25 protein-coding genes and 1 tRNA gene are annotated in these 20,475 nt (G+C 33.1%); 17 read left to right on the top strand and 9 right to left on the bottom strand.

Annotated elements, in window-relative coordinates:
- Positions 1 to 56: 56 nt before the first annotated feature.
- Positions 57 to 473: an aconitase X swivel domain-containing protein gene (locus tag AAGU22_RS11860; RefSeq protein ID WP_458719315.1), complete on the bottom strand. Its 417-nt coding sequence runs from the start codon at positions 471 to 473 to the stop codon at positions 57 to 59.
- 53 nt (positions 474 to 526) lie between these two features.
- A complete protein-coding gene (locus AAGU22_RS11855; protein WP_458719314.1) occupies positions 527 to 1,687 on the bottom strand; it encodes an aconitase X in 1,161 nt (386 codons plus the stop codon).
- Positions 1,688 to 2,046: 359 nt separating this feature from the next.
- On the opposite strand from AAGU22_RS11855, the gene AAGU22_RS11850 reads away from it, so the two are divergent.
- Entirely contained in the window at positions 2,047 to 2,478 is a 432-nt protein-coding gene (locus AAGU22_RS11850; protein WP_458719313.1) for a hypothetical protein, read from the top strand.
- Between the two features lie 38 nt (positions 2,479 to 2,516).
- Here AAGU22_RS11850 and asnS read toward each other — a convergent pair whose 3' ends face one another.
- Complete coding sequence (asnS, locus tag AAGU22_RS11845; protein ID WP_458719312.1) at positions 2,517 to 3,827, bottom strand: asparagine--tRNA ligase; 1,311 nt, start codon at positions 3,825 to 3,827, stop codon at positions 2,517 to 2,519.
- Positions 3,828 to 4,307: 480 nt separating this feature from the next.
- Between asnS and AAGU22_RS11840 the strand changes: the two genes are divergently transcribed.
- Together AAGU22_RS11840 and AAGU22_RS11835 are read left to right on the top strand one after the other, a co-directional pair.
- Complete coding sequence (locus AAGU22_RS11840) at positions 4,308 to 4,571, top strand: winged helix-turn-helix domain-containing protein (protein ID WP_196816742.1); 264 nt, start codon at positions 4,308 to 4,310, stop codon at positions 4,569 to 4,571.
- A 66-nt stretch (positions 4,572 to 4,637) separates the two neighbouring features.
- Positions 4,638 to 4,994 (top strand): Rieske (2Fe-2S) protein, encoded by a 357-nt coding sequence (locus tag AAGU22_RS11835; RefSeq protein WP_458719311.1) that lies wholly within the window; start codon positions 4,638 to 4,640, stop codon positions 4,992 to 4,994.
- A gap of 48 nt (positions 4,995 to 5,042) precedes the next feature.
- Here the strand turns inward: AAGU22_RS11835 and AAGU22_RS11830 are convergent, their stop codons facing one another.
- Both AAGU22_RS11830 and AAGU22_RS11825 read right to left on the bottom strand, forming a co-directional pair.
- Complete coding sequence (locus AAGU22_RS11830) at positions 5,043 to 5,189, bottom strand: hypothetical protein (RefSeq protein ID WP_196816740.1); 147 nt, start codon at positions 5,187 to 5,189, stop codon at positions 5,043 to 5,045.
- A 53-nt stretch (positions 5,190 to 5,242) separates the two neighbouring features.
- On the bottom strand, positions 5,243 to 5,698 hold the full coding sequence (locus AAGU22_RS11825) for a hypothetical protein (RefSeq protein WP_458719310.1): 456 nt from the start codon (positions 5,696 to 5,698) through the stop codon (positions 5,243 to 5,245).
- Positions 5,699 to 5,813: 115 nt separating this feature from the next.
- Here AAGU22_RS11825 and AAGU22_RS11820 point away from each other — a divergent pair, with 115 nt between their 5' ends.
- The 10 genes from AAGU22_RS11820 (at position 5,814) to AAGU22_RS11775 (ending at position 13,007) form a co-directional block, all read left to right on the top strand.
- A complete protein-coding gene (locus AAGU22_RS11820) occupies positions 5,814 to 6,092 on the top strand; it encodes an RpoL/Rpb11 RNA polymerase subunit family protein (RefSeq protein ID WP_458719309.1) in 279 nt (92 codons plus the stop codon).
- A gap of 19 nt (positions 6,093 to 6,111) precedes the next feature.
- Positions 6,112 to 6,456, top strand: coding sequence for a transcription factor S (locus AAGU22_RS11815; RefSeq protein WP_458719308.1), 345 nt, complete (start codon positions 6,112 to 6,114; stop codon positions 6,454 to 6,456).
- Positions 6,457 to 6,517: 61 nt separating this feature from the next.
- Positions 6,518 to 7,267, top strand: a complete 750-nt coding sequence (gene pcn, locus AAGU22_RS11810; protein ID WP_458719307.1) for a proliferating cell nuclear antigen (pcna) — start codon at positions 6,518 to 6,520, stop codon at positions 7,265 to 7,267.
- Positions 7,268 to 7,421: 154 nt separating this feature from the next.
- Positions 7,422 to 8,822 carry an aspartate kinase gene (locus tag AAGU22_RS11805; RefSeq protein WP_458719306.1) on the top strand — a complete coding sequence of 467 codons (1,401 nt, stop codon included), beginning with the start codon at positions 7,422 to 7,424 and terminating at the stop codon, positions 8,820 to 8,822.
- 179 nt (positions 8,823 to 9,001) lie between these two features.
- The gene (cobJ, locus tag AAGU22_RS11800; RefSeq protein ID WP_458719305.1) at positions 9,002 to 9,775 is read left to right on the top strand and encodes a precorrin-3B C(17)-methyltransferase; all 774 of its coding nucleotides are present in this window, start codon (positions 9,002 to 9,004) and stop codon (positions 9,773 to 9,775) included.
- 70 nt (positions 9,776 to 9,845) lie between these two features.
- Positions 9,846 to 10,457, top strand: coding sequence for a hypothetical protein (locus AAGU22_RS11795; protein WP_458719304.1), 612 nt, complete (start codon positions 9,846 to 9,848; stop codon positions 10,455 to 10,457).
- A gap of 85 nt (positions 10,458 to 10,542) precedes the next feature.
- Positions 10,543 to 10,668 (top strand) — tRNA-Gly (locus AAGU22_RS11790).
- 960 nt (positions 10,669 to 11,628) lie between these two features.
- A complete protein-coding gene (locus tag AAGU22_RS11785; RefSeq protein WP_458719303.1) occupies positions 11,629 to 11,976 on the top strand; it encodes a hypothetical protein in 348 nt (115 codons plus the stop codon).
- A 26-nt stretch (positions 11,977 to 12,002) separates the two neighbouring features.
- Positions 12,003 to 12,413, top strand: coding sequence for a hypothetical protein (locus tag AAGU22_RS11780; protein ID WP_458719302.1), 411 nt, complete (start codon positions 12,003 to 12,005; stop codon positions 12,411 to 12,413).
- Between the two features lie 12 nt (positions 12,414 to 12,425).
- On the top strand, positions 12,426 to 13,007 hold the full coding sequence (locus tag AAGU22_RS11775; RefSeq protein WP_458719301.1) for a hypothetical protein: 582 nt from the start codon (positions 12,426 to 12,428) through the stop codon (positions 13,005 to 13,007).
- 327 nt (positions 13,008 to 13,334) lie between these two features.
- On the opposite strand, the gene AAGU22_RS11770 is transcribed toward AAGU22_RS11775, so the two are convergent.
- Both AAGU22_RS11770 and AAGU22_RS11765 read right to left on the bottom strand, forming a co-directional pair.
- The gene (locus AAGU22_RS11770; RefSeq protein WP_458719300.1) at positions 13,335 to 14,117 is read right to left on the bottom strand and encodes an ABC transporter permease; all 783 of its coding nucleotides are present in this window, start codon (positions 14,115 to 14,117) and stop codon (positions 13,335 to 13,337) included.
- Between the two features lie 36 nt (positions 14,118 to 14,153).
- Positions 14,154 to 15,146 (bottom strand): ATP-binding cassette domain-containing protein, encoded by a 993-nt coding sequence (locus AAGU22_RS11765; protein ID WP_458721783.1) that lies wholly within the window; start codon positions 15,144 to 15,146, stop codon positions 14,154 to 14,156.
- A gap of 771 nt (positions 15,147 to 15,917) precedes the next feature.
- Between AAGU22_RS11765 and AAGU22_RS11760 the strand changes: the two genes are divergently transcribed.
- Positions 15,918 to 17,261, top strand: a complete 1,344-nt coding sequence (locus AAGU22_RS11760) for an adenylate/guanylate cyclase domain-containing protein (RefSeq protein ID WP_458719299.1) — start codon at positions 15,918 to 15,920, stop codon at positions 17,259 to 17,261.
- 400 nt (positions 17,262 to 17,661) lie between these two features.
- Positions 17,662 to 17,940 carry a hypothetical protein gene (locus AAGU22_RS11755; RefSeq protein WP_458719298.1) on the top strand — a complete coding sequence of 93 codons (279 nt, stop codon included), beginning with the start codon at positions 17,662 to 17,664 and terminating at the stop codon, positions 17,938 to 17,940.
- A gap of 193 nt (positions 17,941 to 18,133) precedes the next feature.
- On the opposite strand, the gene AAGU22_RS11750 is transcribed toward AAGU22_RS11755, so the two are convergent.
- Positions 18,134 to 18,268, bottom strand: coding sequence for a hypothetical protein (locus AAGU22_RS11750; protein ID WP_458719297.1), 135 nt, complete (start codon positions 18,266 to 18,268; stop codon positions 18,134 to 18,136).
- A gap of 540 nt (positions 18,269 to 18,808) precedes the next feature.
- Between AAGU22_RS11750 and AAGU22_RS11745 the strand changes: the two genes are divergently transcribed.
- Positions 18,809 to 19,276: a MarR family transcriptional regulator gene (locus AAGU22_RS11745; protein WP_458719296.1), complete on the top strand. Its 468-nt coding sequence runs from the start codon at positions 18,809 to 18,811 to the stop codon at positions 19,274 to 19,276.
- Positions 19,277 to 19,378: 102 nt separating this feature from the next.
- Here the strand turns inward: AAGU22_RS11745 and AAGU22_RS11740 are convergent, their stop codons facing one another.
- The gene (locus AAGU22_RS11740) at positions 19,379 to 19,852 is read right to left on the bottom strand and encodes a hypothetical protein (RefSeq protein ID WP_458719295.1); all 474 of its coding nucleotides are present in this window, start codon (positions 19,850 to 19,852) and stop codon (positions 19,379 to 19,381) included.
- 115 nt (positions 19,853 to 19,967) lie between these two features.
- On the opposite strand from AAGU22_RS11740, the gene AAGU22_RS11735 reads away from it, so the two are divergent.
- Positions 19,968 to 20,474: a DUF4149 domain-containing protein gene (locus AAGU22_RS11735; protein ID WP_458719294.1), complete on the top strand. Its 507-nt coding sequence runs from the start codon at positions 19,968 to 19,970 to the stop codon at positions 20,472 to 20,474.
- Position 20,475 lies beyond the last annotated feature (1 nt).

The raw sequence follows: 20,475 nt of genomic DNA, 5'->3' as shown, positions 1-20,475 counted from the left end.
ATCGAAAGCCAATGCCGAGACACATTAGATGAAAAGTATAGATTATATAGATTTCTCTAATCGATAATAATCTTCCCTTCTTCTGTATCTAGTGTGATTTCCATTTCCTTGTTTTTACCTAAAATTTTTATACAATTGACTAAATCATTATAGCTCTGGTTGTCGATAAAAGCTAATGGTATATTTGAAATCGCACAACCTGAAGCAGTAGTTATATCTACATTGTTAGTACAAATTATGCCATTAGGTGCTACATTGTTGCTCTTTAGAGAATAAATTGTATATGCTCCTACGCTACTACCAATTGAATTAGGAAAAACGAGGATTTTTCCCTTTAAATTTTGTCTTTCAAAACCGTTACTAGTACTTGTTATTTCTCCTGATTGGGTATTAACCATTCCAAGAAAATTTATGGGTTTTTTTGACAACAATAATTTGCCTTTAGCTCTACCTCGAACTATCTTTTTACACATTATTTCCAGATCAAACCTCAACTCTATTGCTTTAAAAGTGATTCCAAGCTAGCTTATACCGTATATTCTTTGATTATTGATTTAAGGCTCTTTAAAGCTACTGAAACCTTATTTGATGTTTTCATATAATATGATGCCTTGACGCTGTTAGTAATTATACTATCGTAATTTTTCTTATTTATGAGAGGTGTTAAGCAGGTACACGCATCAGAAATAAATTCTACTCTTGATTTCTGTAATGAGTCGATAATTCCATATTGTTTGGCCTTGCAAAATACTGATTTTGGACAAAAAATCTTACAGGGTTTAGTGAATTTCTTTCCAGCAACTAATGTTTGAATTTTACTCATCTCTTCAATGCCAAGCTGAGGACTCCCAAAAGTGATTAATTGACCATCCTCTGAGGTATTCAATTCGTCTCTAGTCTCATTCATTTCTCTTTTTCCATAATTTACTTTTTCGATGAATTTAGATGGTTTTTTGGATTGAAACATTCCGCAGGAACCAGAGGTTCCTATTCCCGCGGCGAGTGACTTCAAACTCCATATATCGGTATTTTCGGAGATATTGCAAATGCCGGTACAACTCTTTTGAATTGTCTTTCCTGTAAAATATCCCAATAGTCCATAATCAAGTTCATTTTCTAAATCCATCTCGTTAACTATTTCAACCATTGGTGATCTGTTTTTATCAATCCTCAAATCCGAATAAGGGGATTTTCCGGTTAATGCGCTGGCTAATGCACTTAAAGCGCTTTCTTTATTTGTAATAATATTCAGGTGTGAATTAGCCAATACCGCCGCACTGCTTTCAGCAAAGCTCACTTGGGCACCTTCTTGTGGTATAGGTAAAATTTCGTATGGAATACATGAAAAGGTTGGTATGACTCCAATCTTTTCATACGCCCTTGCTATTTCAAACTGTTTTTCGATAAATTCAGGCGATAATTCTGGTAGGATTTCTCTATCAAAGCCCATCGGGTTAAGTGATGTATTTACCCTTACTTTCCCATCTTTGCTAATCTCTCTTAAAAATTCTAATCCACTATCTCCGATAGTATTGTAGTTAACTCCTGAAACATGTGCCCATGTGATGGGTACAAGCTTTTCTGCATCTGTTGCTTCTCCTATTGCTACTAATATCCTGTAAGCAGCCGAAGTAGCCTCGCCGTATTCTCCGGACAATCCTTTCTCCTCATCTCGCGTAAGATGCATCTTTGTTTTATTAATATCACAATATAATATTATTTTATCCCATTATTTGATATCATATTTGTTGCCCAGATGATTATATCAATTAGCTTAAATTGCTATGTTGGTAAATTATGGCATCATTACTAGACGTTATCAATGGTTTTCAGAACATCAGAAAGGTAGTTTTGTGACCTAACCGCATTCAGGAATTATTGGTATGTTATTAATAGTAATATTATACTGGCAGTGACCGCTATAGATCCAATGGAAAGTCAAAAAACAGTTGCTGATACTAAATGACGATCGAAATTCTATCGATCCTTTCATCTGTTAATCAACTATTGGCCCAAAAAGGATAATACGATCGATAAGTGGTGCGAATGGTCCTATATCCAACTACAAATTGCCTTGTTTTGATTAATCCTAAAAGTAATGAATATCCTGTTCACCCTATCATGCCAAAAAATGTTGACTGGGCGAGCATGGTAAATTATATGTTGTACCACAATCAAATTACTAGGAATTCATCTCTATCAAAGGCGGTGGTCCAGCTACACGTAGAGCAGAGCACTAGCGTTAATAGCAGGGTTAATTTTGGGACGAAATTTTCATGGAAAGTTCCAGCTAAGAATTTTTTTGTTCAAGAGGAAAGGGTGGTTTCCACTATTTTGTTGATAGAAAAAGTCATGATGACTCTATCCAATTCTTACAATCTTCGATCGCGCGCGGGGGGGATGACATTTCCAAAATCGAAAGGGTTGCCGCCATCAAAAAATTATCTGACTATGAATCCAATATTTACTATACAATGAGCAAAAAAAGGAGAGAATTTATGATCGTAAATTCGACTTTAGGGTAAGATCCTTGCCATCGTTCTCGGAAATAATGTCACGTTTTTGATATCGTCAAAATCTAATATCCATCTCAGTAGTCTCTCCAAGCCTAGACCGAATCCACCATGCGGTACTGACCCGTATTTTCTAAGATCCAAATACCATGAATAATCATTTGGATTTAGGTTTGTCTCTCTTATCCTGTTTGTTAATTTTTCAAGGTTGTCTTCTCTAATCCCCCCTCCTGAAATCTCGCCATATCCTTGGGGAGCCAAAAGGTCTACCGCCAATCCTGTCTTCTCATTTAACGGATCTTGTTTAACGTAAAAGGGTTTTATGCTTAAAGGATAATTTGTTACAAATATCGGATTAGATCTATCCTTTGTTAGTTCTCTTTCTGATTCAAGATTTAGATCGTCTCCCCATTCAATCAGCCTATCTTTCCCATCATGATCTCGGATTCTGCATTCTAGGGATCTCAAATTATCTATTGCTCTGTCATAAGTTATTTTTTCAAATGGGATTGAAATTTCATTTAATTTTTTTATTGCAGCAGTATTTAAAAATTCTAGTTCCTTCTTATTATGTTCCCTGATCTGAGTTATAATACTGAATATTAGTTTCTCTTGAATGGTGATAAGATTGGTCATATTTATCCACGGTGCTTCTGCTTCTAAATGGGTGAATTCTGCCAGGTGTCTTATGGTCCTTGACTTTTCTGCTCTAAAGGAGGGGCTAATGGTCCATACAGGGCCTAAGCAGTAAATCATTGACTCGAGGTATAGTTGAGAACTTTGAGACAAGTATGCTTTTTCATCGAAATATTTCACCTCAAATAGTGTGGACCCTCCCTCTACAGAGCTCTGAACAAGTATTGGTGGAGTTACTTCCATCCAATCGTCTTTAGCAAACCATTCTCTGGAGTATTTTAATAATGAATTTCGTAGTTTTCCAACATTTATCATTTTTCTTGTCCTTAGTGACAAATGTCTAAAATCAAGTAGGATTTCGTCACTCTGATACTCTCCTATAGGATAGTCTGCATTGGCTATATTGAAAATCAATATTTTGTCCACTTTTACCTCGTATCCACCTTCAATTGCTCTTGGATCTTTTTCCAATTTTCCTTGTATTTCTATGGAAGATTCAATCATCAAATCCTCGCATAATTTAGAAGGACATATAGCTTGAATAATATCTCCTCTATCATCTCTTAATATTATGAAGGTTTTTTCTTTCTGCTTTCGTAGTCTATGGATCCAGCCTCTTAATAAAATGGTCTTTCCTATGTTATCTTCTGTTCTTAAATCTGCGATCCGCTTAAACAATACATGTTTTGTTACTGAAATATTTTATTTATCTTTGCTCTGTGGCATTGAGTTAGTAATGAGGGTCTTCAGCGTATCAGACTCTACGTCGGTTTGAAATATTGTAGCAATCTATATCCATGCTACAATACAAATATGCGTTGCATATGTCTTTTATGCAGAGCCTTTGTTTATTCCGTACTTACTAACCAACACACCTTTCCTCCCAGGCTTAACAAATTGTTTTCTCTGTTTGTTAATAAGGAAGAAAGATTAGGTTAAATATAGGAATCGTTAATTTTTTTCCAGTAGGTTTACGTTCATTCTCCTAGTTAAATTCCTAATTGCCATCTTTTTAATATTAAACTGCTTGTTTGAATGATTAGTATCATCTATATTATATTATCAATACCATCAAAGCTAAAAAATCACTAAAAGATATCTATTGGTCTTAGTATTGCTCCGTTTTTATTTTTTAAATTTCTTAATAATTTGGATAAAATGAAAAATAGAAGCCGCCTAGAAATTATAGCAATGATCCTTGAAACAGTAGGTGACAATGGTGCGATACAGGCTAAAATCATGTACAAAGTATATCTTTCGTTTCTCCAAATGAAAGAATACTTATCTAACCTTATGAAAAACGACTTGATCATTTATGATGATGGGGCTCAAATTTATAAGATGACTGAAAAAGGAAGACGCTTTCTGATACTGTATAAACAAATGACAGAATCAATAACCATGACAAAACCAATACTCTAATTTTTTTATTTTATCGACATACAAAACTTTGATCAATTTATAAATAGGATTTTTTCAATTGTATTCGTGATTTTTGATACCGGTTTGAAATTGAACGAATTAAAGGAAAATTCCTTTGAGAAAATCACGATAGAAAGGGAAGAAATTTTGATTGGAAAAAGAAACAATCGGGTATATGCTTTTAACAATAGATGCCCACATAAAGGTGCATCATTATCCAAGGGAAGCTTCCTTGGAGATAATGTAGTTTGTTATATGCACGGATACGAATATAATATTTTTACAGGCAAACTGGAAAACATGAAGTCATGGAAAAAGGATGAAACTTGGATTGAACAAAATGAACAATGGAGACATTCTGACGATCTTAAAATATACAAAATTCATCTGAATGAAGAGAAAATTTTAGTTGAAATAAATTGATTTTATTACAATTCAAGCCATGGGGCCTGAGATAAGATACCTTGCCGGTCACTCTGGTACCGAATCAATTATCAATTTTCCGTTTTCTGTTTTTACAAATAAGAACCTGTTGTCTTTGAAAATTAATGTCAATTCGTTGTCTTTCTCTTCAACATCTAAGAGTTCTTGTCCTTTGATACCATCAAATTTAGCCATAGTAGATGGCAATTATGTGTGATATTTAAATTAAATTATTTTGCTTAGTAGGTCTAGTCATTGTCTATTTGTTGGATGTTTGATTCTTCTTTCAAACTGTTCTTCTCTATGAATTCATGCTTACCCCATGACAATTCCACCAATACTGAAAGGTTGTTCTTACCTTTTCTTAGAGTATCAGGTTTTATTTCTATATCCTTGTTAAAATCAAACAACAACTGTCTAGCTTCTTCCTCCTCCAATGGATAAAAGGGGGTGTCATCTTTAACTATCATAATCCAAATCCTATGATCAATTTTTGGATTTCTGGTCCAGAAAAAAATAGCTTTTCTTATTAATTTCATAGATTCAATAATTTTTCCATTATTTTTGATGTCTAGTCTGATAGTGAGTCTCAATGAATTATCGTGTTTATTATAAGCTTTTTCCCAATTCTTCTGCGTTAATACTTGTCGGATAAACCCCTCAAGGGAAAAACTTAAGGTCAATATATACAATTTCTCATTCATTGGCCTTTCCTGTGCTCCTCTCAAGATTAAAGCACTGATTCGACTTTCATTTTCGTCCAATTTAGATACTGAGAAGGTATCATTTATATCCTCAATATGTAGTTGTCTTTTATATATGCATGCTGAGGTTACACATGCTAGGGACAAAGAATTAGAATTTAAAATACATGACATAGATATATCTATTTTGTATATAATTCAACATGAACTACAAAAGAATGCTGATAACAGATTCGCGGGTGTTGTATTAAAGCATCCTCTAATCAAAGAATACATGTTAAAGATACTAACCAATAAGAACGAGCCATACAAGGCACTGGGTGAATCCGTAGAGTTAGCTATTAAATTTACAAATGATCTTGCCGGCATGTTGAAGCTCACGATAGGAAATTGAATGCGGTGATAACTAGTTAATGAAGTTTTGTCCAAAATGCGATGCACGTTTAAGGAATAGACAAGAGGAAAAAGTCCTAACATGCCTAAAATGTGGACACATAGTGGCGAGTGATACAAATGGTACGACTAACACTGCAAGTGTGATCCAAACTGTTTCTAATTATGATTATTCTGATGATCCTCTAAAGATAATGGACTCTGAAAAACCCATCGAGGCACTGCCTACAACCAATATGGAATGCCCAAAGTGCCTTAATAATATGGCTTTTTGGTGGATGTTGCAGACAAGGTCTGCTGATGAAGCCACAACTCAATTCTATCGGTGTACAAAATGCAGTCACACTTGGAGAAATTATTCTTAAGAACGATTACAGATATCCCATTGGAATTTATAGATGATTGTTGTTTTAGTTGATTAATTTGATGTTTGAAGCGAAAACAAAGTCTCCAGAAGAATGGAAGGTTGTTAATTCAGCTATATCTACTCTCGTAGATGAAGCCACATTTGAAGCCACTTCGGAGGGGATTTCCTTCAGGGGAATGGACCCATCTCATGTAGCATTAATTGATATTTTTTGGCCCAATACTGCGTTTGAAAGCTATAAATGCGATTCTGAGTTAAAATTTGGGGTCCGGATTTCTGAATTTTCAAAATTGATAAAACGAACAGACAAGAAAGACGAATTGGAAGTGTCCATCATTGATGAAGATGTCTTGAGGATAAAAACGATGGGTAGTTACAAAAGAGAGTACAAAATGCGTCTCATAGAGAGTACAACAGTATCTACACCGTTACCAAAACTGTCATTTAATTCCAAACTCCTGCTTTCTTTATCTTCGTTTGATAAGATCCTTTCTGATATAGAGGTCGTATCAGAATACGTTGAAATTGAATCATATCCTGATAGGATTGAGTTTGTAGGTAAAAGTGATACGGGAGAAGCTGTTGTTACAATGGAACCAAACAGCGAAGGATTGGAAGAGATCAATGTAAAGGAAGAATCAAAGGCAACTTATAGTCTTGACTATCTTTTGAAAATTGTAAAATCGGTGAGCTCTGTTGGTGTGTCAGCTGCTATCGAATATTCTACAAAGATGCCGATACGTCTTGAATTTAGGATTGCCAACATCGGTAGAATTCATTTTTATTTAGCACCACGAGTACAGGATTAGATTAGATTAGGACGAAAAAGTCTCGGCTGTAACTATATTTCAAATGTTCTCATTGGTTATTATCCGAGACTAATATATACAAATTTTGGGTTTAGAATACTCTATTAATCCCATTAGTTAATAAACCATGTAATTCGTTGATATGAGAATAATAATGAAGTTCGGAGGGTCGGTCTTAGACTCATCGTCAAAAATAAAGACTCTTGTAAATATTGTACATTCTTTTAAAAACTTGAAAGGAAAAGATAATGAAATTGTTTGCGTAATATCAGCTATCTCTGGAGTAACAGATAAAATTATCATGCTTTCTGAACTGATAATAAAGGGAAAAAGGAGTGCTATAAAGACATTCATAGATGAAATGACCCTTCTTCATATTGATTTAATTGAAAATACTATAACCGATCGGAAATTGCAAGCAGAAGCCAAAAACGTAATCTTGGATATTTTGAAAGAATTCCAAGCCATTTTGGAGGGATTGGTTTTCATTTCTGAAATTACACCAAGGTCTTTGGACCATATGTTATCATTTGGAGAACGATTAGCAGCTCCAATTGTAAGCTATTCGTTACGAAATAACAACTTGAATTCTGATTTTCTTACTGGAAAAGAGATTGGTATCGTCACGGATTCTAATTTTGGTGAAGCAAGACCTTTGATGAATACCACAAAGTTCAGAGTAAATGCTAAATTGATCCCATTGATTCTAGCAGGAAAAATTCCTGTAATTACTGGGTACATAGCAGCAGACCAGCATGGATATATTACCACCTTGGGTCGAAGTGGTTCTGATTATACTGCCACGATAATAGCTTCCTGTATTAATGCGGACGAGGTATATTTATGGAGTGACGTGGATGGATTATTAACTGCAGAGCCTTTGATCGTAAAAGATGCACAGGTACTTGATGAGATATCTTATAGCGAGGCAGCTGAGATGGTCCTATTCGGAGCAAAATATATTCATCCAAGAGCTTTGGAGCCAGTAATGGATTCAAATATCCCACTGAAAATAAGAAATGCATTTAATTTATCTCACCCTGGGACTACAATAACTCAAAATTTGAGAATATCTAATAATATCATTAAATCCATAATCGCAATAAGAAACACTGCATTGATAGACGTTAGCGGTGGTGGAATGGTGGGATCACCAGGAACAGCTGCAAACATTTTTGATACATTGGCAAAGAATAAAGTAAACATAATGATGATATCTCAAGGTCCGTCTGAATCAAGTATTTCCATGGTATTGAGAAAGGATGATTTGGGCAAGGCCATAACATCCCTGGAGTTGAAATTATTGGGAAAGGTAATAAAACATCTAAATGTATTAGAGGATGTTTCGATAGTTACTGTGGTGGGTTCCGGTATGCGTGGAATCAAGGGAATTGCAGGTAGAGTTTTTTCCTCCGTAGCAAAAGAAGATGTCAATGTGATAATGATAGCTCAGGGGTCTTCGGAATTGAACCTGGCATTCATTGTAAGGGATGATGATTGTGAAAAAGCAGTAAGATCATTATATAAGGAATTTAATTTAGGTAAGGCAGTTTGATTTATTTTATCGTATTGGCAACATACTTGACAGATTAGGGTATTCAAATTTAATTATTTCATTCTTCCAAATAGATGTAATTAAATTATCTCATTAATCTTCATATGATTCAAAGATATGCTCAATTAATTTGAAGAAAAGAAAGTAAATAAATGAATGCAGACGATTAATATCTTGTAATGAGTTCAGGAAAATTATATGTTGTAGGAGTAGGACCAGGCCATCATGATCATATGACCTTTCGCGCTAAACAAGTAATTGAAGAAAGCCAAATCATCGTGGGTTATGAAACCTATGTATCCTTAGTAGAAGATCTCATTAACGGTAAAGAAGTCTACAGATATCCTATGACTCAGGAAGTAGATCGGGCTAATCAAGCCATAGATTTCGCTGAAAAAGGGGGCATCGTATCGCTAGTTTCATCAGGAGATCCTGGAATATATGGAATGGTAGGTTTGATATATGAAATCCTTGCTGAAAAGGGATGGAAAAAAGGCAAAGGAATTGATGTTGAATGTGTACCTGGAGTCTCGTCTCTGAATTCATGCAGCGCACTTATTGGATCCCCATTGATGACCGATTTTGCAGTTGTGAGCATGAGTGACCTCCTGGTACCGTGGGAAATTATCGTTAAGCGAGTTGAAGCTGCTGCTTTAGGAGACTTCGTTACTGTTGTGTATAATCCATCTAGTAAAAAACGAATTCACCAACTTAAGGATGCACGAAATATTTTTCTAAAACACAGGAGCCCCGAAACTCCAGTTGCAATAGTAAAGGGTGCGTTTAGGGACAGTCAGTCAATTGTTCTTACTAATTTAGACAAAATGTTAGAATATCCTGATATGATGGGCATGATAACTACGATTATTATAGGAAATTCATCTTCGTATAATTATGATGATATGATGATAAATCCGAGGGGGTATCGATCTAAATACCAATTAGTAAAATAAAGATCAACTTAATCTCATATTTTTGATTTTCGTTATCTATAAATTTGTAAGTATGTACCATATTATCAAATTGTCTGATAATGCTTTTACTTACGGTAATCTGATACTATTATATTGTAATTTTAATCGGGATGGCCTCCCAAATAGTGAATTAGGCGATGAAGTTGCCAATAATATAGTCTATGAATCACTTCCTGATTTTGTCATTGGAAGAATTGCATTATGCATCCAGACATTCAATATTATAATGAAATCTAAACCTGACAAGTTTAACACCTCAGTAATTTTGATATCAAAAAATGAATATACCCAAGTTATTACCGATCGCTTGCTAGCTGGCGGTATTTCTGAGCAATATATTGAAAATGATAATAATTCTAAAACTGTTGAAGCTGTTATCAATAACGTTCTCTTTAAAATAACTAATCTTACAAACCCACCAACCATTTATTTTATAGGGTCAGTTTGGCAAAAGGAAGTTTTTGATTCAATTGTGGTTTCAAAACTCAAGAAATTCAAAGTTCATTTTGAGGGTGCACTAGATCATAGACCATATGAGGTCATACAAAAAGACAAACTAACTGAGGAACCAAAAAAAGGATCCAACTATTATAAACATAAATTAACCAATAAAGCAATAGATACCCTCCTAAACTATATTTTTTCTAATAAAAGAAAGTAAGAAATTATCAATATTAACTTTTCTTTAGCTGGACATGATGATATTGGAAAAGTTTAATATCAGAATAAAATAAAGAATTTGTGTTGCGGTCATCGTCTAGTTTGGTTAGGACACTGGCCTTCCATATATAATTTCATATGGAGAAAGCCCGTAACCCGGGACTATGTCTTTTAATAAAGACGTGGCGGGAATTCAAATCCCGGTGACCGCATTAAGTATGGGAATTCATATACTTGGTATTATAAATATAAAATGAAGGAACGAAGATCATTGTATTCTAATACGACTATTATTAATACAAGAATTACTTGTGTTCTGTCTGTTAGTTATACTGCGACTACATGTTGGAGGTTTTAAAAAGTATCGTGTCAATTAAGATTACAACTCTTTTAAAAACGATTGATTCTCTAAAGAGTAAATATAATACCTCTGTTATTAATGATATTTATGATTGCATGTAAGGAGTAGGGTTATTTGAAGATCATATATTAATAATTTGAAAATCCTCATTGAATTTGTGAATTACTTGAATGAAACAAGATTATATGATGTAGATAATAAACTTGATGCTACTAGTCCTAAATATAAAATAAATAGTATTTGTCGGCTAAATCTGAATCAATTAAAAACAGAAAATTATATCTAATGCTTATTTTTTTGAAGATATCAATTGTATAATAGGTTCAGTTTTTTCATTTCTAACATGTTTTGATTCTTACTTAACAGATTTATTAAATATATTATGAAATATCCGAAAAATAACTGATTAAAACTAACTGTATTTCTATTTTAATCCAATGTTGACCGAGAAAATGACCGTATTAACCATTCTAGTGACCGAATTGACCAGTAATATGACCATATTTGTAAATGACAGAATAATATATTAAATGTTGAGTAAAATCACCCTTTTCTCAAGTCACAGGTAATACAAAATACCTCCACGCATTCTGAATGAATGAAATAGTCCGAGAAACCCCATTATCCAAAGGAACCGTCAATAACAATACAAGATTGGGGGTCTAATATAGCCGGGACAAACATAGAAGAAATTAGAGCATTTACGTCTGAAGTAAGAAAGTCTGGTATAACAATTGAAGAGTGTGCTCAAGGATTTAGGATTGTTCAACTATTAAAAAAATTCGACATCAATGACGAATATGATGTCAGTGTGAATGAAGATGGATTTGAGGATTTACTATCATCCTTCCATAATTTGGCTACAGAAAGCGATAAAGATAATGGTTATGATGATACATATAATTCAGACATAAATAACACCGTTGGAAAAAAAGAAAATGAACAAAACATAAGAAAAGAAATACCATTTGCTTCAAGTGTTTCTTTTTATATAAAACAAGAGAGTAAAAGAATACGACACCTGAGAAAAATTAGGATTTCGGTTTCTAAAGAGATAGATGATCTAACTAAACAAAGTCAAGACATCGCTTCTAAATTAGATAAAACCCTCGGAATAGAAAAAAAGTCTATTCGTATTTTCAATGGTATGAAAATCTAAAACAAGAGTTATTTTATGAACATGGATTGCTGATCGAACAGGAATTTAGAGCATTTGTAAACGCAGTTGATGATTTTAAGCAATACGGTTTTGATGTAACAAAAATATTGACTGAATACAGGCATTTAAATTTATTAAGAAACGAAATCGATCTAACCCAAAACCAAGTTGATAATAATGTAGCAGCTAGAGAAACATTGATAAAAGAGATTTCCTCGTTAAAAGGACGGGGAGACTATTATAGGCAAACAATTAATACTTTTAATGAGTTACATGATAACGGATTTGGATTAAAAGAACTCAAACAATTAAGTAATACGGTAAGGGAATCAGCCTTGGCAAACCGTTTAAGCGTCAAAGATTCAGTGAAATTATTTTTTGTAGATTTAGATAAGCAGTATGATAATAAACTTGGGTTTGAAAAAAAAGTAGAATAATTGAAAAGCCAGATGAAAGATTTAGAAAATCAAATACCCGGGTACAAACAATATCTGGAATTGCAAATTGGGGCAGTTTCTAGTTTAAACTTCCTCAATGCTAATGGACTAACCAATACAGATATTATCAATATGAATCAGCTTTTTTCAATTTTTAGAAATTATGATTTCCTATCGGATCCATTAGATCAAAGTGCTGATAAATATACTGAAAACAATAGCAGTCATATCAAAACTAATGAAATTAATTATTGGCAACAATTTATAGCAAAATTACAACGTTTAAAAAATATTAATCAAGAAATAAACAAACAGATTTCAAACATAGATGGCCTGAACAAACAGATCTACATTCTAAACAACAATAAACAACTACTTGAAAAAGCCTACATTGATACAGTTTCTAATCTAAATATTATCTTATCAAAAATAAATCAATCCGTCGATGCTGCAAAACAGATCAATGAAGGTATTGACAAGAAGAAAATAATACCTCTACCATTAGTTTTGCCAGTATTTATAAAATACGGTTCCTCTGCCTCTAATACCAAACTAGATGAAAAGAAACAAAAAAGACAAAAAACAGATAAGTGAACACCCATGTAATGTATAATTGGTAATAGATACTATATAACGTAATTTCAGAACAGAGATCAGGAATTAAAGGTTCTCATAACAGGAACTTTCAAGTTATCCCTTATCTCAAGTTGGGTCAAGATTCATCTTATCGATTTTATATCGTCTTGCGCTTTACCTAACAATCTATCATATAATATAATCAAGTGCTCCTTGTGGTTCCCATCACTCTAATTTTATACCTTGTACCTTGTAGTCACAATAAATAATCAATTGCTAGAGTGTTATGGCTAACAGAAGTGATATGTATGTAGGTGTGAATGAAAGCCTAATCTACATTTTATATCAATCTATTTTCAAAGTCTTGTTCGCTACTATTACGCCTATTAGTAACATGGAAGTAGCAAAGATAAAGAGATAAGAAAAATACATCCAGTTAACATTAACAATACTACCCGAAATAATTATTTCTCTTCCAAAAGTCGACGAAAACGAAACAGGATTTAAGTTTGAAATTGTTTGCATCCAAGTTGGAAAGTTTTCGCTCGTAAATAGGGCAGTACTTGCAAACATCAGGGGGAGATTTATGAAGTTGGCTACTACAGTAGGGATTTGCCAGTCCGAACTTTTCATAGTCAAAAATAGATATACCGAAGAAAGACCTAAGCTTAGTAGGAATAATGATACAATAAAAGCCGTTATTCCAAATATGTCTGGAATTTGTACGCCAAATAACATTACACCCGCAAAGACAATTGGAACTTGTAGCATCCCACGGGTTGAAGCTCCCAATACTTTTGATAAGAATATGGTATGATTACTGGTAGGTGTGACTAATATTCTTCTTAGATATCCGGATTTCTTATCTTGAATGAGGCTTAATGAACTAAACATTCCTATAAACAGCATCGAAGTAGAAAGCTGTCCGGCCAAGAGAAATGCTATATAATTATCTGTATGAAAAAAATCCTCAAGAAAGGTTCTTGGTGCCGAAGCAAAACTGCTCCCAAAAAAAATTATCCATAATAAGGGTTGGACGATGCTTAGCACGATTATGGCGGGGCTTCTAAAAGTAGTTTTTATTTCCCTTATATACAAACCACTAAGCTGATTTAATATTTTGATCATTCTTGTCTTGACTTTTATTATTGATTTTAGGCGATTCTATTTTTGATCAATGGTGGCTTCTTCTATTTCATCAAATCGTTTCCCGGTAAGTTCTAGGAAGGCTGATTCCAAATTTGGCTTTTCTATCTTGATTGAATTAATAATGGCTGGTTGAAATTCTGTTATTTTAGAAATTAACTCTGGTAAAATAGTTTCAGCATTTCTGACTTTGATGCGTAACCTCAAAGCGCGCTCGGGTCGTGTTCTTTTTATTGGATCAGTATTTTCTAGGCCTACTTGAACTATTTCTAGTATCCCATTGACCTTTTCTAAGTTCTTATAGTCAAAATATGAGAAGAAATCAATTTCTATAATATCGCCGTTGGCTCTAGACTTTAGCTTTTGCGGTGAGCCGCTAGCTACAATTTTACCATTATTAATTATCGCGATATCGTCACATAATGCATCAGCTTCTTCGATATAATGAGTAGTTAATAGTATTGTAACTCCATATTGCTCATTTATTTTTCTTATCAGTCTCCAAAGCAATCTTCTAGAACTTGCGTCTAGCCCGATGGTTGGTTCATCCATAAACAGTACCTTGGGATCATGCAATAGTGCCATGATTATTTCTAACTTCTTTTTCATCCCAGTCGAAAATTTTCCAACCTTCTTGTTGTCTTTTTCATCCAATTCCATGTATTTCAATAAGTCTATTGCTTTTTTCTTCCAAGTATTGTTAAGACTATGTAACTTTGCTTGAATCCAAATATTCTCCATTATTGTAAGCGAGTCATCTAATATGACTTCCGATGAAATCCAGCCAATGTTCTCTTTGACTTTTAAGGTTTGAGTAGTAATATCATAACCTGCAACTACTGCTCTCCCTTGAGTTGGTTTAGACAGGCCAGTTAACATCTTAATTACTGTGGTCTTACCAGCTCCATTCGGACCTAATAAGCCAAATATGCTTCCACTTTTGATTTTTAAATTTATTTGATCTACTGCTGTTTGTTCTCCATATACTTTAGAAAGTCCGTTACATAATATCGCATTTTCTTGACTACTAGAGGTATAATTAGCCAGAGGTCAAAATCACATTTTATGTTCAATTTGAGGTGATAAATATGTTCATCCTTGTATTATTTTTTTGGTGAACCGCTAACTATAAACCAACGAAAAAAATCTAAAATTAGATAAATTTCTTTCTATAATATTAAATAATAAATTGTCGCCTTTTAGAATTCTCTAAAAAAAATTTTTCAACAGTGTTTGATATATGTCCATACATGTAGGTGGGTTGGTTGCTCAATTGAGATCGAGCATTTTATTTTATCATGAGATATCTTATTTTAGAGGAATGTATTTACTATTTAGCGGACTATTCTAGTTCCTAAATCGAGGAGCGAATATCGTGATACGTACTCACAAACTTTTAATGTATCAATTTTTTCTTATCGAATCATCACTTGATTTTAATAACATGATTGATCAACATTGATCCTACTACTTGTTGTAAAAACCATTTTCTCTATTTTTGATCTATTAAGGGAGGATATGTGTCTAATGGCTAGTGCCTATTCTTTTGCCAAAACTTTTGGAAACATAAGAGAAATGGTTGACTTTGGCGATATAGTGGACGTATCATAATCTATCGATTCTATTTTTAAGAAATCGACTATCTTACATATTTTCTTGTGACTCTTATTTTTTGTTCATTATTTCGTCGCTATTTCTTGGAATAATTAATAGATTGTTAAGCCACCACACTCTAACAGTTATAAATTGGAATCATTCAACAAATAAACTATAATTGGGAATATGAATGGAAATGATCTTAAACAGAGCATAGGTGATGGATGGTATTTTTTTATTGATATCGTTGGCTCTTCTGATCCTAATTTATCCATATCGAGTCAATTAGAAAAGATAAATCGAATTAAAGACTTGATTTCAGGATTTCTCGATACTCAAAAACATCCTGAAATATACAAGTCATTCACAGGAGATGGGATGTTGATCGTTTTCTTAAAATATGATCATCCGTTGGAACTTTCAATTCATATTCATAAAAACATAAAACAGTTCAACTCATCTGTAGAAAATAGAGCGAAAATTTTTGTACGGATTGGAATAGGATTCGGATCTTTTCTTTCCTTCCAAGACGGTGTACATACAGAATTTGCACCCTGGGGTCATGAGTTAGTTCTCGCGAGAAGAATAATGGATATAGCAAGACCAAATCAAATATTATTAACTGATTATGCTTATCAAAAAATAAAAAACGATTATTTGTTTGACAAGAATAAATTCGGTTTGACTTTATACGATAAAGGTAAAATCATGTTAAAACATCACAATGAACTAGAGAATGTATATTCGTTTTATGAAAGAGATGAATATGGGGATAATTCTGATATCGAATTTAATTTGGATCTTAAACCCTTTATTCAATATGAAAAATTTGCTGATAACTTTGTAGCCCCTATACAAAATTTCTGCGAAGCAAGGTTTGTAACTATTTTAAATAAATTCAAAGAATTAACTAATCCTTCGAAGGGGTTAGAAATTGGATTACTTTCTACGGGCCTGATATATAGGGTATTATTTGAAAATGGTCAGGAGTATGTTTCTGCAACGTACTTACCGCCAGGACAATACTGGGAATTACAAAATAATGATCCTCTAAATCTCTTAAGTCATCAGGAAAAATCGTTAGGACGACTAAAGCATCTTACTTCAAACAAGAAAAATTATAGGTTTCTGATCATGGAAAAAGAAAAGCTAGATGATGATATTCGAGCAAATCAAAATAGTTCATTACTTTTCATAAAATGGCATTCGGAAAATAATGTAAATTTATTCTATGTCGATCTTTCAGAGATAGATAATATATTAATAAAATATCCCAAAATAGTACATAATGTAGGACTTGGGCTTTGGTTTGGAAAATACGTACTTCAATTTGGTCCAATCATGAAATATATTAATCCCAAGGATCAGAATCATCCCTTGACTAGGCGAAGGTTCTGGTTGCATCCTTTTGGGAGTGAAACCTTTACTCAAAGTAATCAATTTTTTGATGAACTAACTGATTTGACGGCGACAGGTAAGATGATAAAAATTGATCATAATTATTACAATAAAATTATAAATGGCAAATAGAAAAACCCAACCAGTAATTTTATTATTTAGTTTTCAAATCAGGGTATCCAGACCAGCTACTCTTTATATCATTAATCATTAATCAATATACTATTAGGCAATACTCTTGCTGTCCTCTTAAGTTTAAGGATTTAGTAACGTCTTTAATAATAGTGATCATAATTAGATGGGTTTCCATGAGTTGATGATTGATAGGGCCATTTTTTGACTTTACTTTTTCGCAATTGACCGACAATTGGAGAAATGAAAATCCCACTTTTGCTCTGTTATCTCTTCTGCTTTTGCCATTCAACGCATTATGGGCTCTTCCGAGATGGGCATGTACCCTCAAAGTTAAATTATGTCTTCAATGAAAATTCAAAAAAAAATACTTTTATTGGATATTAGATTTATCTATTTTATGGATTTTGTAAATAATAACATTAAGAGACTTGGTCCAAGATATCCTATTGGTCCCCATGATTTATACCAATTACCAAAGAAGAATCCGTCCGAGCTTGAACAGATACACAATCAGTTAATTTCATCAATAAAGTTTCGCATGCAAAATCTACCTAACGAGCAGAGTAATCAAAATTTTGAGAAAATGGTAAACCAGATGAGAGGACAAGATATTTCTGCAGTTTCAGATTTAACTAAAGATTTCGTAAAAACGACAAGAAAAAATCTAAATGAATGAAATGCATGTAGACACGCTATTCGGCGCCCCAAGGGTAATATGTACATAACAAGTAGCCTAATTTTGTTTTTTTTATGACGTATTGTCAAATACAGTTTCGCTGCTATATCTGATGTACTTTGTGAATATAGCTTATTAAAAAATCCCAAACAATCAAATTTTTTCTTTTATATCAACGCTAATTCATAATGATTTATTGATCTTTCACATCTTTCATTCTTTCTTTTTCAAATCCTTCTTCCATATTTAGGATAGATCTTAAGGTCTTGTCATTTTGTTTGTCTAATCTTTCTATTTTTTTGAGTAATGTCAGGTGTAATTCTTCCAAATCTGCAATTTTTTTATTACCTCATCTTGTTTTTCGGTAATCTTCTTTTGTCTATAGTAAATCCACCAAGATATAATTACACCAATTAAGGCACCAATTAGTACACCCAAATATGTACTTGACGAGTTTGTCCTATCTACACATCCGGAAGAAAATTCAGGTATGCATCCATAAATTGATAGAGTGAATAGTTGGATCAATAGATTAGTTAAAAACAAACGCGTTCTTTTATTTTAAGTTCCTATTTTCACTCATTTAAGATTTGATTTTGAATCTAGTTTGTTATTTCACATTTAATAGGAGTTTCTATTTATTGGGTTTTCATAACGACACTTTCTTTGTAATTTTTCCTAAAAAGAAGCTATTTTACCAGTAAAATATATGATTCCAGATACTCCCCCTAATGGATAAACCTATGCTGCAAGGTAGATGTTGGTCTTATTCGAAGATCTGCTGTCGTATATTATAAGTTGTCCATTTTCTCTGTGGTGTCATTTTGTGATAAAGACATTTATATCATTTTGTTGTTTATAATATGTTTTGTCATCTGAAATTATTGGTTCAAAATTATCTGTTCGTTCTAAAAGTGATCTTATTGATAAAGTGTTCGACGCTATCACCGTAAGCGGTGAAGAGGGTGTTTTTCAAACCGAATTATGCAAACTTTTCTCGCTAGATAGTAGAGATGGTTCAAGACTAGTAGGAAATTTGGAAAAACAGTCATTAATTACACGAGAAAAAGCACTTTATCGAGGTAGATGGACGTATAAACTGGTCGTAAAAAAGACTATTTCCATTGATGCTGAAGAACAAAAACCTATTGATGTAAGTATGGTCGAAGGTGCACCTTGTCTTTGTTGTTCCTATCAACATCTTTGTTCAAATGAGGATGAATCAAATCAATATAGTCCTGCTAGATGTCAGATCATCGAAGAATGGATTGTGACTTCTTTTGATAAATTCATATTAACTCAGGAGGAGCAACCACCAGAACAAGATCTCCTTTAAAATAGTCTCATTTTAATTTTATTTTTATCCAACTCCAACTCCAACTCGAATACAAACTCAAGCGCACTCAAAAAATACCATATAAGAAATTAAAATGGAAATTTACCATGTTGCATTAAATATTTTTGGAGCTGAACTAAATCCTGACTCTATTATTGCATTTCCATTAATTGTCCATTCGATATTTTGCAATGATTGATTATTATTCCTAAAATCCGACCTAATTTTTTCATCAAGAACCGGTGTTTCTATCACTGCACTAATGTTAGTATCTGTATTTGACAAGAGCTGCGGTCTACCATTTAGAGGTATGTCAATATATGACTTTGTATACTCTCCAATTGATTCTCCGTTAGCATTTAATTCATAATCAATTTTTGAGGTAGTTAACGCTTGCTCTGTTGGATTCTTTATATTGAATACTACCTTTAAGGTAGCAATATTATCTTCAGAAATATCTTCTAATTCTATATTCTTTACTATTATGTCTACGGCGCTTAAATCAGGTAAGGTTATTGTTAATATTAAAGGTAATAATACAATGACTCCTATGATAACCGTAGCTGTTCCTATCAATACTAATCTGCGTCTACTTAAAAACAATACTCTATCGAATTAATCTGTAAAGTATTGGTATTAAAAAACTTTGTTTATAATAATATATTATGGGATATAGATATGACACTATCCAATGTTTATTCTTGATCCATTAGTTACATGGATTCATCTAGTTTTTTCTTCAATATGGGTAGGTGGAGCTATTTTTCTAGGGATTGTTTTGGCCCCTCTTCTTAAGAAGACTATGCCTGATGCCAATAAGAGAATTTCATTCATGGTTGTAGTAGGACGCCGATTCAACTACCTAGGTGGTGCCTCTTTGATCCTACTAGTCATTACAGGAGTGTATAATGCTCGATCGTTTTTGGATCAGCCTTCCTTCCTATTTGAATCTACATACGGATATTTTCTCTTAGCTAAAATCATATTAGTATTAGTGATGATAATTGTATACGTTATTCACATTTTACTTCTAAACAAGAATGTTGAATCTCGTATTCTGCAAAGAGATGTCCCCGATGAATATTTTTCATATTTAAGAAATAAAATAATCTTATTAGGTAGATTAACTGTTGGTCTATCAATAGGAATACTGTTCCTGGCTGCATTACTAGATAGGGGCGCAGTAGGAAGTATCTAAA

This window comes from Candidatus Nitrosocosmicus sp. R (assembly GCF_054408505.1).
The sequence above is the reverse complement of the archived record's forward strand: the minus strand, read 5'-3'. Positions and strand labels throughout refer to the sequence as shown.